Source organism: Lacibacter sp. MH-610 (assembly GCF_045780045.1).
Classification (GTDB): Bacteria; Bacteroidota; Bacteroidia; order Chitinophagales; family Chitinophagaceae; genus Lacibacter.
Genome location: NZ_CP116002.1, coordinates 1,758,672 through 1,771,148 on the forward strand (window position 1 = coordinate 1,758,672; position 12,477 = coordinate 1,771,148).

The window sequence follows — 12,477 nt, forward strand, 5'->3', positions numbered from 1 at the left end:
ATATTTGAAAAGTGTAAAAAAAACAGATGAACGTCAAATTATGAGTAACATTTAAAAATTAAGAACAATGAAACAGTTATTTACGATTACAACAGCAATTGCAATGATTATTTTAACCATGGGAGCAAACGCTCAGTCAAAGAAAACCGCAGCCAAAGGTGTACGTTGGAGCTTTGGTGCTGAGGCAGGAGTTCCTGTGGGCAAATTTAATACCCCTGCACAATGGAACCTTGGCGGTTCTATCCAGGCTGATTTTAATGTAGCCAAAAGAGTATTGTTTATTACAGCTAATACCGGCTATAATAATTTCTTTACTGAGAGTGGTGTTAAAGGTGATGTACAGATGATTCCTGTAAAAGCAGGTTTAAAGTATTTCCCTGCTAAGAATTTTTATCTTCAGGGTGAAGCTGGTGTATCTTTTCTTACCAGCAAAGACAAGAACCAGGCTGATAAATCTGCCTCTTTTGTATATGCACCTCAAGTAGGTTATCTCATTCCTTTGGGTAAAAGAAATTACCTGGATGCAGGCATCCGTTTTGAGAGCAATTCCAAATTCTATGATAATGGCAGCCAGGCCAATTTCCTTGGTTTGCGTGTTGCCTATGCCTTTAATTCAAAATAAATATTCCAACCTCATAATTTGATAAAATAGCCTCTTCGGAGGCTATCTGTTTTATATGCACGCTGATAATTTCGTAATTTACCAACACAATTGTTGCCAAAATCTTTAAATCATGATTCGTTTATGAGTGAGTTATATTCAAACATTTTCCGCCACATATCTGCTTATGTGCCGCTGCAGGAAGAAGATGAGCAACTTATAGCAGGATATTTAACTACAAGAAAAATCAGAAAGCGTCATTTTCTTGTATCAGAAGGTGAGCACTGCCGAAGTGAAAATTTTGTGGTGAAAGGGTGTTTCCGTGCCTATTATGTAGATGATAAAGGCAAGGAGTACCTGTTGCGTTTTGCTATGGAAGATTACTGGATTACTGATCTGAATAGTTTTACAAACAACGTTCCTTCTCGTCAGTTTATAGAAGCGCTCGAAGATAGTGAAGTGATATGCATCACCCGCCAGGCGTTAGATGCATTGCTGATGGATTTACCAAAACTGCATAAATATTTTATGCTTATTTACAGGAATGCCATCATTAATAATTATGACCGTATTCAACAGAATTTTTCTTTACCGGCGTTAGAACGGTACCGCAATTTTCAGAAGCGATATCCTCAACTGGAGCAACGGGTGCCACGTTATATGATTGCATCTTATCTTGGTATAACTCCTGAATTTCTCAGTAAAGTAAGCGCACATAAATAATTCGATGGTATTTTATTTTCTTAATCTTGGTTAAGTAAAAATCTTAAACTGTTTCATTGTACACCTTTTTATTTCTGAGCAATTTTACATCGTCAAAAAAAACAGATTGCAATCTTTAAAGTGTTGACGATTTAATTAAAGTTTAAAAAATAAAAAGAATGGAACAGAAATCAATATTTCAGAAAGTAGCAGATCCTGTTACACCGGAAAACTCTGTATTGTTATTGGTAGATCATCAGTCAGGTTTAATGGCCGGTGTTGGTACTACTGACCCGCATTTGTTAAGAGATAGTCTTGTGGGTGCTGTAAAAGCAGCTAAAGTATTAGGTATACCGGTTATTTTAACGGAGGTGACACCCAATATCTGGGGGCCCTTTATTCCCGATGTTACCGCCATTGTACCGGAGGTAAAAGTTATCAGCCGCAGTATCATTAATGCCTGGGACGATCCCGAAGTAAGAAAAGCAATTGAAGCAACAGGCCGTAAAAAAATCCTGATCGGCGCTGTAACTACCAATGTATGTCTTGCATTTCCTGCGGTATCCTTAACTGCTGAAGGTTATGATGTACATGCCATGATGGATCTTGCCGGTACGTATAACGACTTGCTGGATCGTTCAGCATGGGAATATCTGAAGCAGGGCGGAGTGGTTATCAGCTCATCTTACACAGCATTTTGTCAAATGATTTATGATAATGCAAGACCTGTGGCAAATGAGGTTTATGCAGCGTTGGATGGTTCTCCCTGGAGATATACATTCCATGCGTTGCTCAATAAAAAGTAAAGACGTAGTTGTTTAGTTTTCATGAGTAGTTTTGGTTGATGAAAAGCCGGGATTCTTCCCGGCTTTTTTACGTTAAATTTAATTTTGGCTTAACTCGAATCAGGATTATACTATTGTTTTACTGAATAACGGGAGTAATATCCTTACATCAAAATAGTTGCTATTGCAGTCGTGGGGAAGAGTTATGTCGGTACTGTAATTGAAAGTTATACTGCTGATGAATTAAGAAAGGCTTATTGAATCATTACAGCTATTACCAACTAATCATTTTATTTAAAAAATTATAATTCTTTTATTTTGTTATCAATAAATCCCGGGGATAAACTTTCAAACACCAAGGTAGGAGAAGTAACTGCCATAGCTCCGCACACCGCTCCATATTGCAAACATTTTTGTAGTGAGTAGTTTTGGAGATAGGCATACAGGAAACCGGAAAAGAAACTATCACCGGCGCCATTACTATCTGTAATCGGAACATTTTGTAAAGCAGGCTGCTCCAGCCATTCGCCGTTTTTAGTGAGCAGGCTGGCACCTTGCTTCCCGTGGGTGCAAATCACTAATTCTTTACCCCTGTTCATCAATTGCTGCATAATTGTTTTGTAGTCTGGTAAATTATCAGAGCTTAGGTGGATGTATTGAGCTGCATCAATAAAGTCTTCATGATACATATTTTTCCCATCGTAGTCATGCAAGTCAGTCCACACCGGTTTATTATGTTTTTTTAGTAGCGGAATCAAATGCCGGCAATAAGAAATAATATTCAGTACAATCAGGGTGGAACGTTCAAGCAATTGCTCAATGGCAGTTGTGTTGTGCTCAATAATTTCTGACGATTGAGTAATGAATATGGATATTCTTCCGCCATTTGCATCCATAATATTAATATGGCGTTCGGTTCCTGCAGGGTCTGTGTCAAATAAAGTTTCCACACCCTGTGCTGTTAAAAAGGATTTTATCTGTTCGCCAAAATGATCATTGCCAATAACAGAGTATAAAGTATTAGGTATCTCTAATTTGGTTAGTGCCAATGCTTTGCCGCTACCCGTACTTCCCACTCCTTCATTAAAGGGAGCTTTATGAATGGTTTGTGGTATGGGTTGAGGAAAACCGGGGAGGTAAACAATATGATCAAAAGTTGTTCCGCCGATAATGGCAATATGGTGATTCATATAATGATTCAATTAAAAAATAATTTGCAAATATCTTTTATTTCCTTGTGTAATCAACCGGAAGGCTGTATAGAATTCTTATAAAATATACTTTTAAAAGCAACTGCTTTTCTTATTTTTAGTATATGAATACAGAACTGCTCTTATCCAATTTCAGGAACTATATCAATCTTACTGCAGAGGAAGAGCAGGAAATACTGCCATACATTTCTGAACGAAAATTCAAAAGGGGTGATTATATCAACGCAGAAGGAGAAGTAAACCGCTTTACTAATTTTATTGTAGAGGGGAGTGCCAGGGTATATTTTATAGATCCCCAGGGCTATGAACATGTGGTGCAATTAGGTATTCCAAACTGGTGGGTAGGCGATTTTCCCAGCTTTATTACACAAACACCCGCAACCATGTACACAGAGGCGCTGGAAAAAACCACCACACTATCTTTTTCCTATGATGATCTGCAGATGTTGTATGAAAAAGTACCGAAGATGGAACGTTTCTTTCGATTGTTGATTCAACGAGCTTATGCTTCATTCCATAAGCGTACATTACAGGCGTTAAGTATGGATGCGGAGCAACGTTATATAGCTTTTGCCGAAGCATATCCACAAATGAATCAGCAGGTATCAGCCAAGCATATTGCTTCCTACATTGGTATTTCCCCGGAGTTTTTAAGTACCATTAAAAAAAGAATACTGCTCAGGCAACGGGAACAACGAAAAGCTCCTAAATAATTTCTTTTCTTACAAAGATACCTGTGTTCACATGTGTCTTTGAGGCTCTTCCATATTCATTGAGGTTCACACCTACACCAATTTGTGTTTTATTAATCGTTACTCCAAACCGGAATCGTTGATAGCTGCGGTTATGGTGGAAGGGTCCGTAATTGCTCATAGCCTGTAACCTGATATAAAGTTTTGTTTTGTCAGAAACCGGTGGCTGCAGCTCGAGCATACTCATGATTTCTACAGCACCCCGATCTTTAATATCCACTCTTGGTACTGTAACCCATAAACCATTTTTAAAAGGGAGTGCATATTGAACGCCTGCAGCTAACCGTATGCCGGTAACATTGGTGTAAAACATCCCTGTAAGTAATGTGAATGATTTACTGAGATTAGTAGTGAGGTAAGCCTGGTTCATAATCTCATTCGGACGGCCGCCTTTGGTAACATCCGTTTGATAAAGACGGCTTACATTGGCAATATGCATCATGCCAAATGGAGATTCAGGCGAAAATTTCTTTACGATAAGATGCTGATAAAACAAGTATTCATTGCCGGCCATTCCTTCAAATAGTACAGGTTGTGTTTTTGCGGCAATTGACAGTAACGATACTACTGCCAGAATTATTAATACTCTCATAATTATAATAAAAAGCTGTTTTAGTTTCTGTATTAAAAAGAGCTCTCTCAATTATTCATAACAGGGTATCAACTTTTCGCAACAAAATTGAAGACGCCGTGAAGCATAAAAAATAAACTGGTTTAAGATTATCAATCTTCAAATCAAAAATGGAGCAGCTAAAAGCAAAGAACTTAAACCAGATTATTTTTTTATGATAGACCCGAACTGATTTTTGCAATCAAAAAAACGGATTATGAAACTTTCAAAAACAATTCTCTTCACTAACAATCATATTAGTGGATTGATTTTACGTCTTACATTAGGTCTTGTTATTTTACCACATGGTTTGCAATTATTGCTGGGCTGGTTTGGTGGGTATGGATTTAGCGGAAGCATGAGTTATTTTACCGGTGCAGCAGGACTTCCGTGGATTGTAGCTTTTCTTGTAATTATGTTACAGTCAATCGGTGCTTTGTTGATCCTGGCCGGTGCAGGAGCAAGACTTATGGCATTTGCTTACATTATCATGTTTTTTGGAATGATTGTAACTGCACATGCTGATTATGGTTTTTTTATGAACTGGGCCGGTAATCAAAAAGGGGAAGGTTTTGAATATCATCTGCTGGTGATGGGGCTTGCCGTACTTTTGATGCTGAACGGTTCCGGAAGGTTTTCTTTTGATTACTTTATGTCTAAATCATTACTTAAGCAATCTGCGTAACACATTTTCATATGATTACTGGTTTGTTTGAAACACATGTGGATGTAAAAAATCTTGAGCAGTCTGTAGAATTTTACAAGCAGTTGCCGGGCTTAACACCCTGTCATTACGATGAGCAAAGAAGGATCGCTTTTTTTTGGGTAGGGGCTCCACAGAAATTTATGCTGGGACTTTGGGAGAAACCGGCTAAGGAGGTAGTTCCCCGGCATTTTGCATTTCAATGTGAAAGTGAATGGATTCTGAAGGAGTCAGTAGCATTTCTTCATTCAAAACAAATCCAATCCTATAATTTTTTGAAAGATGGAACTGAAAGACCCATGGTGTTTGCCTGGATGCCGGCTGTGGCAATTTACTTTGACGATCCTGATGGTAATATCCTTGAGTTTATAAGTATTATCGATGGTGAAGCGAAGCCTCACCTGGGCGTTCTTGCATATGAAGAATGGATACATCTTCAAGGGAAAAGTGGTTCAGCAGGGGTTTAAAATTTTATACATCACACCTGTAATAATGTAACGGAAATGCTTTATTGTGGAGATAGATTTGTTCAAAAAAAGTGAAACAGCATTTTTTCTGGACAACTGCCTGCATCATCAGGGAAACAGCACAAACTGTAACCATTATATTTAATACAAAGGGAGATGACCTTGTTTTTAAAGCCGGACAGTTTGTAAATATCACTTTGCCGATTAATGGTGAAAAAGTTACACGCTCTTATTCATTAAGCAGTGCACCGGAACATAGTAAGCATCCGGCCATTACTGTAAAGGCTGTGGAGGGCGGTGTAATGAGTAATTATATCGTAAGTCATGCAGAAGAAATTGATGTGTGGGAAGTTGAAGGTCCGCATGGTTTATTTCATCTTACTGAAGCTATCGAACAAAAGCCATGGATTGTTTTAGTAGCAGGAGGCAGTGGAATTACACCGCTTTATTCCATCTTAAAACATGTACTTACTACCTCTGCTGGAAATGTGTTATTAGTCAATTCTAATAAAACAGAGGCTGATGTAATTTTTGCTGATGCACTGGCGTATATGCTGCAATCTTTTTCTCATCGGTTAAAAATTGTACAGGTGTTTACACAACCCGGCACCTACAGTACAGCAAGATGGAATGAAGTAGTTGACGGTAGAATCAGTCGTATCAGGTTAAAGAAAGTTATTAAACAATATACAGGTGATGCGTATTTGGATGCCGACTATTTTGCCTGTGGTCCCGGGGGATTATTAAAACTGGCAGAAGAAGTAACAGAGCAATTGGGAATTCCATCAACTCAATTTCATAAAGAAAGTTTTGTACCTGTAACGGATGAAAGTGCCTCCAAACTTCCTGATAGTGTTATGGAAGTATTACTTCATCATTATGATCAAACAAATCTGTTGGAAGTAGCGCCCGGTAAAACCATACTTGAAACAGCGCTGGAAGATCATGTGCCAATACAGTATTCCTGCAAAAACGGAGCTTGTGGTGTTTGCATGGCCAAGTTGTTAAGCGGTGATGTGTATATGCGGCAGAACTATGTATTAACCGGAGAACAAGTGAATGAAGGTTATATTCTTCTTTGCCAAAGTCATCCTTTAAACAGCCATGTTACAGTTGAAACAGTAGCGGCAATCTGAAAGAGTCCTGAATGGAATTCCTGTATTAGCAACAACTCCTGAAAGTGAAAAAATGATTTTATAAAAACAAAATAAAATATACAATGAAAACAGAAACACAATCTCAGGTTGCAGGTAAAGCGTATTGCCTGTTTGATAACATTGAAATTAATGACACCGCAAAACTGGAAGAGTACAAAGAAAAAGTTTTTCCGGTTGTGTCAGCTTTTGGCGGAAAGTATCTCGTAGCCAGTAACAGGATTAGGGTAGTGGAGGGCAGTTGGGAGCCAACACACCTTGTAATGATTGAATTTCCGAGTTATGAAGAAGCTAACCGCTGGTACGATTCAGATGAGTACCGTGCGTTGAAAAACCTCCGGAAGTCCTCCGGTCATTTTGAAGGAATTATATTTGAAGGATTATGATTTTATCCGAACTGAAAAGTTAATCGGTTTCAAAAAATTAAGTTCTACCAGATTTTAAAAGCAGAAGGTGATTCGTAAACGAATCACCTTCTGCTTTTATTATGTGCCCGGGACCGGCCTGAGTACGAAAATGGTATTGTCTGATTTAGTAGATTTCGCAGTTTATTATGTAAAGTAAGAGAGAATATAGAGAAAGGGCACTGTCAATTCTGCGACAAAGCTGTTTGATTTTATTTGCAACCTTTGTTCCGATCAATTACCTTTAAATACGCTTTAACCCTTCATTAACCATGCCTGAAACAGCCGAACATAAACATGTTGCGGATGATTTATTATTAAAAGTATCGCAGGCTACCTCCGGCTATGTGGGTCATGATTACCTGCAGGAGCTTACCAAATTCATCACTTTTACCCTGGGTGTTCGTTATGCATTGATTTCGGAATGTGCTAATGAAAGTAAAACAAAAGTTAGAACCATCTCTTATGTTGACAGGGGCGAACCACTTGAAAATATTGAATATGATTTAGCAGGTACACCCTGCGAAATTGTAATGAATGGTGAAGATTATTTTGTCCCCAAAACCTGGAGCAGAAATTTCCAAAAGAAGAGCATCTTGAATCATATGTTTCAGTTCCCATCTACAGCCCATCTACCGGCGAAGTAATGGGACATATTGCAGCATTGGACACCAAACCCATGCATCAAAATCAAAATCAAACGGCTATTTTAAAAATATTTGCGGCAAGGGCAGGTTCGGAAATTGAAAGAATCCGTAATGAAGAGAAGCTGTTAGAGTTGTTGCGAAGTGATAATATTCAGCTTCAGAAAAAATTAAAAGAAAGTGAAGAGCGATACCGTGATTTGTTTGAAGAAGCCCCCTTTGCCTATGTGCACGAAGGACTTGATTCTAAATTTATACGGGCTAACAGGGCGGCTCTGAAAGCCTTGGGTGTAAAGCCGGAGGAAGTGCCTTTTACATTTGGTAAAACCCTTGTAGCAGACAACCCAGAAAATCAAAAGCGTTTAAAAGAAGCCTTTGAATCTATCGGGCGTGGTACTGATACCGGTGGCGTTATACTGGAGTTAAAACGTAAAGACAATGGTAAACCGTTATGGATAGAATGGTGGAGTAATCCCGATCCCAGCGGTGAGTTTACAAGAACCATGTTTATTGATATTACAGAAAAAGTGTTGATGGAGCAGGAACAGGTAAAGCTTAAAGCCCAAAACAAATACCTGCAGGAAGAAATAAAACTCAATCACAACTTTGAAGAAATTATAAGTAAGAGTAAGAATTTTCAAAAAATATTACACCAGATAGAACAGGTAGCTTCTACAGATGCAACTGTTCTTATAACAGGCGAGTCCGGCACAGGTAAAGAATTAATTGCACGGGCAGTACATAATATCAGCAACCGCAACCGAAGACCTTTGATTAAGGTTAATTGTGCCACTTTGCCAGCAAATCTTATTGAAAGTGAATTGTTCGGTCATGAACGGGGTGCTTTTACAGGTGCAATGGAACGAAAGATCGGTCGTTTTGAATTGGCTGATGGGGGTACAATATTTTTAGATGAAATTGGTGAACTGCCGGTTGAATTGCAGGCTAAATTACTCCGTGTTTTGCAGGAAGGTGAATTTGAACGTTTGGGTAACCCCAAAACCATGAAAGTAAATGTAAGGATCATAGCGGCAACTAACCGTAACCTGCAGCAGGCAATACAAAGCAAAGAGTTTCGGGAAGATTTGTTTTACAGGCTCAATGTTTTTCCTATCCTTACCCCCTCTTTACGGGAGCGAAAAGAAGATATCCCTTTGCTGGTAAAACATTTCATCAAAAAGTATGAAGGTAAGATGGGTAAGAAGATACAGGATGTTGAAGCAGGTGTGATGGAAGCATTGATAGAGTACGACTGGCCGGGTAATATACGGGAACTGGAAAACCTCATTGAGCGTGCCTTGATTCTTACAAACAGTAATGTTATTGAATATGGTGACTGGATCCCAGTGAGTAAAATTTCAAGTAGCAGAAATGCAGTGAAAGAGGAAATTAAAAAGCTGGAAGAAGTTGAAAAGGACTATATCATCCGTACACTGGAGCAAACAAACTGGAAAGTTAGCGGCGAAAAGGGTGCTGCAAAAATTTTAGGATTAAATCCTACAACACTCGAAGCAAGAATGAAAAAGCTGGGGATAAAAAGAAATGGTGCTTTGTAAAGAAATGGCTGGCGCAAGTTATTTTACCAACAGCATCCAATTTAGCCCATTGTCATCTTTGAAAGTCTCTTTACTTGAAAAACCTGCTTTCCTGTACGATTGGATAGCTCGTAAATTTTCACACAAAGCATATAGTGAAAATACAATTGCAGGGAAGCAGGAACGTAAATAGCCGGTCAATATAATGAGTGCTTCCGTGCCAAAACCTTTACCTTTATGCATATCACTTGCAATAATGATATCCAGGTCAAAATACTGTGTACCATCTATCTCTTCTGACTGGTAATTAATTTCGCCGATCTCCGTATCAGTTTCTGAAATACAAATAACAAATCCTCTTTTATGCTGCATGATGGGCCCGGTAAAATACGCATCATCCCAATCAACAAAAAAAGTACCGGGGTCGGGAATTGTATTCCTGTACAATTCACCATACCAAAAAGGAGTGGCATCTGAACATGTAGCCCACCTGTAAAATTTTTCTTTATCCGAAATTTGTAATGGACGCAGGTAAATGAGGCTGCCGTATAGTTTTTTTTCTTCTGTATCGTTATGGTATTCTTGAATCACAATTATTGCTTCAGTTCTGCACTGCCAAACAAATGATTAAATTGCTGGCAATGAATTAGTGCATAGCGATATTGTGTAAAATCGGGAGTTCCGTTAATGGTATATACCTGTGTGCCGGATATGGATTTTAGTCTTCCCAAATCAATGAAGTTGATAGGTTGCACTTCCTTTGAAAGATATACATGCAAATCCGGCCCGTTATTGACGGTAAAATTTTTTAATACCAGTGTTAAGCTTCCATTCACCGCTCTCCGTATTTCAGCCTGGCCCGTGGGTGCTCCAAACGGCCCTGCAATAAAATTTCCCATGAGTAATACAGTTGAATTTGGATCCGGCATATCAGTGCCGGGGGTAGTAGAAGTCAGATTGTCTTTTTTACAGGCAGCTAAGAAAAGTGAAGCTGATAGAATAATTGCAAATACCTGTTTCATATTACTATTTTTAAATTTTAAAAATGATAGGCAACACCCAAGCCAAAGTTATTGGCCTTGTTACGGAAGCGGTCATTCAATGTTCCGTCAGGAGCCGTTTGCTTGATGTTAGTAGTTTTATACTCCACAAATAAAAATTGATAAATACCTTTAATGCTCCACTTTTTATTGATATTATATCGTAGAAAAAATTCAGAGTTCAGGGTGCCCAAGTCATGATCGCCGGTGAGTAATAAATTAAACGCTGCCGGTTTGGCTTCCGGCTCTGTTCTCGTAATACCATTACTAACTAATATACCCGAAGATTTTTGACCTATAGTAAAACCGATAACATCAATATTAAAACCAGCATAAAGTTTATTGTTGATGTGATAACCAAGATTGGCAGAAATATTTAACGAGTTGGTAAATGCCCGTTGAACGGTTAATGTATCCCAGTTCTCTGTTTTTTGTCCTGCAAAGAAGATGAGGAAAGGTGTAGTACTGGTTCGGGCAAGATTTGCAGGAGCTGTCCAGTATTCACGCTTCACACCAAAATAGGCAGTGTTACGTAAACCAACACCTAGCTCAAATTTTCTTTTTTTACCAATGCCCCAATTATAAACATAAGAGGCGGCAAGCGACTGCTGTGAGGTACCGATAGTAGCACTGAAATCTACTAACTGATTTGTTTTGGGCAGCTTTGATTGTTGTGCAAATGAAACTGTGCTTCCTCCAATAAGAAACACAAGTACAGCAATAAATTTTTTCATGAGCGTAATTTGAATGTGAAATTAACGGCGGTGTCTGCTAATTTTTGTCTTTGCGATGACATAATTAGCCCAATACCGTTAAAGGATTGCAAAAGGGGCGAATTGTAAAGTAGCTGACTATTCTCAAAATCCTCCGAATCTACTTTTACGCAAATACTATAATATAATATGAAAAGGTTTGTTTTTTCTCACGGGGATATAAAGCAAAAACAGAAGGCGAAGCCTTTACTATCATAAACGGCAAACTTTATCTCAATTACAATTTAAAAGTTCGCAACATTTGGAATAAAGACCAGCAGGAATTTATTAAAAAAGCAGAAATAAACTGGCCTAAAGTTAGAAATACAGTTTTTGAAAACTGATACAAAAAATATCATGGAGGCAATAACAGCCCTAATTATCGATGACGAGTTTCAAAGCAGGAATATTTTGTCAAAGCTCATTTTACAGGAAACTCCTGAAATTAAATTAGTAGGCCAGGCTGCTGATACTAATGAAGCTTTTATTGCCATTAACGAACTAAAACCGCAACTTATATTTCTTGATATTATGATGCGGGATGAAACTGGTTTCGATTTGCTTCAGCGGTTTAACAATTATCCTTTCGATATCATCTTTACAACCGCTTATAATGAATTTGCCATAAAAGCGTTTAAGTACAATGCTATTGACTATTTATTAAAACCGGTTGACAGGGATGAATTACGTATGGCTGTAACAAGGGCAAAAGAAAGAGTCAATAACCGGCACCATGCTTCACCTGAACAAATGGAAATATTTTTTCAATCGGTTAATGGCCAGCAAGCAATACAAAATAAAATTGCAGTGCCTACATCAGAAGGTTTTGAAATAATTGAACTCGATGATATTTTATATTGCCAAAGCAGCAGCAGTTATACTTATTTTCACCTGCACAATAAACGAAAATTAATTTCCAGTTATCCATTAAAACAGTATGACGACATTTTAAGTGAGCGGAATTTTTTCCGAGCACATAAATCCTTCCTCATTAATCTCTCTCATGTAAAATTATACCGTAAAGGCGAGGGCGGCACTATTGTAATGAGTGATGGTGAAGAAATAGAAGTATCACGCAGAAACAAAGAGGCGCTTATAAAAATATTTAAACCCTGAC

At 38.2% G+C, this 12,477-nt stretch carries 16 protein-coding genes; 11 read left to right on the top strand and 5 right to left on the bottom strand.

What is annotated here, in order from left to right; genetic code table 11:
* Window positions 1-67 precede the first annotated feature (67 nt).
* The 3 genes from PDL71_RS08035 to PDL71_RS08045 all read left to right on the top strand — a co-directional run bounded on the left by PDL71_RS08035 (window position 68) and on the right by PDL71_RS08045 (window position 2,109).
* Window positions 68-622, top strand: a complete 555-nt coding sequence (locus tag PDL71_RS08035) for an outer membrane beta-barrel protein (protein WP_407527799.1) — start codon at window positions 68-70, stop codon at window positions 620-622.
* A 123-nt stretch (window positions 623-745) separates the two neighbouring features.
* Complete coding sequence (locus PDL71_RS08040; RefSeq protein WP_407527801.1) at window positions 746-1,324, top strand: Crp/Fnr family transcriptional regulator; 579 nt, start codon at window positions 746-748, stop codon at window positions 1,322-1,324.
* Window positions 1,325-1,482: 158 nt separating this feature from the next.
* The gene (locus PDL71_RS08045; RefSeq protein ID WP_407527804.1) at window positions 1,483-2,109 is read left to right on the top strand and encodes an isochorismatase family protein; all 627 of its coding nucleotides are present in this window, start codon (window positions 1,483-1,485) and stop codon (window positions 2,107-2,109) included.
* A 281-nt stretch (window positions 2,110-2,390) separates the two neighbouring features.
* Here the strand turns inward: PDL71_RS08045 and PDL71_RS08050 are convergent, their stop codons facing one another.
* Entirely contained in the window at window positions 2,391-3,278 is an 888-nt protein-coding gene (locus tag PDL71_RS08050; RefSeq protein ID WP_407527807.1) for a carbohydrate kinase family protein, read from the bottom strand.
* Window positions 3,279-3,403: 125 nt separating this feature from the next.
* Here PDL71_RS08050 and PDL71_RS08055 point away from each other — a divergent pair, with 125 nt between their 5' ends.
* Window positions 3,404-4,012: a Crp/Fnr family transcriptional regulator gene (locus PDL71_RS08055; protein ID WP_407527810.1), complete on the top strand. Its 609-nt coding sequence runs from the start codon at window positions 3,404-3,406 to the stop codon at window positions 4,010-4,012.
* Here PDL71_RS08055 and PDL71_RS08060 read toward each other — a convergent pair.
* Window positions 4,005-4,643, bottom strand: coding sequence for a hypothetical protein (locus PDL71_RS08060; protein ID WP_407527813.1), 639 nt, complete (start codon window positions 4,641-4,643; stop codon window positions 4,005-4,007). The two genes, PDL71_RS08055 and PDL71_RS08060, sit on opposite strands and share 8 nt — an antisense overlap.
* A 235-nt stretch (window positions 4,644-4,878) precedes the next feature.
* Here PDL71_RS08060 and PDL71_RS08065 point away from each other — a divergent pair, with 235 nt between their 5' ends.
* From PDL71_RS08065 to PDL71_RS08090, 6 genes are all read left to right on the top strand, one after another.
* A complete protein-coding gene (locus PDL71_RS08065; protein ID WP_407527816.1) occupies window positions 4,879-5,346 on the top strand; it encodes a DoxX family protein in 468 nt (155 codons plus the stop codon).
* An 11-nt stretch (window positions 5,347-5,357) separates the two neighbouring features.
* A complete protein-coding gene (locus PDL71_RS08070; protein WP_407527819.1) occupies window positions 5,358-5,831 on the top strand; it encodes a VOC family protein in 474 nt (157 codons plus the stop codon).
* Between the two features lie 71 nt (window positions 5,832-5,902).
* A complete protein-coding gene (locus PDL71_RS08075; protein ID WP_407527822.1) occupies window positions 5,903-6,967 on the top strand; it encodes a flavin reductase family protein in 1,065 nt (354 codons plus the stop codon).
* An 83-nt stretch (window positions 6,968-7,050) separates the two neighbouring features.
* Window positions 7,051-7,371, top strand: coding sequence for a DUF1330 domain-containing protein (locus tag PDL71_RS08080; RefSeq protein WP_407527825.1), 321 nt, complete (start codon window positions 7,051-7,053; stop codon window positions 7,369-7,371).
* Window positions 7,372-7,661: 290 nt separating this feature from the next.
* Entirely contained in the window at window positions 7,662-8,036 is a 375-nt protein-coding gene (locus PDL71_RS08085) for a hypothetical protein (protein WP_407527826.1), read from the top strand.
* Window positions 8,036-9,589, top strand: coding sequence for a sigma-54 interaction domain-containing protein (locus tag PDL71_RS08090; protein ID WP_407527829.1), 1,554 nt, complete (start codon window positions 8,036-8,038; stop codon window positions 9,587-9,589). Before PDL71_RS08085 ends, PDL71_RS08090 begins: the two co-directional genes overlap by 1 nt.
* An 18-nt stretch (window positions 9,590-9,607) precedes the next feature.
* On the opposite strand, the gene PDL71_RS08095 is transcribed toward PDL71_RS08090, so the two are convergent.
* Genes PDL71_RS08095 through PDL71_RS08105 form a run of 3 tightly spaced genes read right to left on the bottom strand, consistent with a single transcriptional unit; the run spans window position 9,608 to window position 11,342 of the window.
* Window positions 9,608-10,159: a GNAT family N-acetyltransferase gene (locus PDL71_RS08095; RefSeq protein ID WP_407527832.1), complete on the bottom strand. Its 552-nt coding sequence runs from the start codon at window positions 10,157-10,159 to the stop codon at window positions 9,608-9,610.
* A 2-nt stretch (window positions 10,160-10,161) separates the two neighbouring features.
* Window positions 10,162-10,590, bottom strand: coding sequence for a DM13 domain-containing protein (locus tag PDL71_RS08100; RefSeq protein WP_407527834.1), 429 nt, complete (start codon window positions 10,588-10,590; stop codon window positions 10,162-10,164).
* Between the two features lie 17 nt (window positions 10,591-10,607).
* Window positions 10,608-11,342 carry a hypothetical protein gene (locus tag PDL71_RS08105; protein WP_407527837.1) on the bottom strand — a complete coding sequence of 245 codons (735 nt, stop codon included), beginning with the start codon at window positions 11,340-11,342 and terminating at the stop codon, window positions 10,608-10,610.
* Window positions 11,343-11,771: 429 nt separating this feature from the next.
* On the opposite strand from PDL71_RS08105, the gene PDL71_RS08110 reads away from it, so the two are divergent.
* A complete protein-coding gene (locus tag PDL71_RS08110) occupies window positions 11,772-12,476 on the top strand; it encodes a LytR/AlgR family response regulator transcription factor (protein WP_407527840.1) in 705 nt (234 codons plus the stop codon).
* Window position 12,477: the final 1 nt, after the last annotated feature.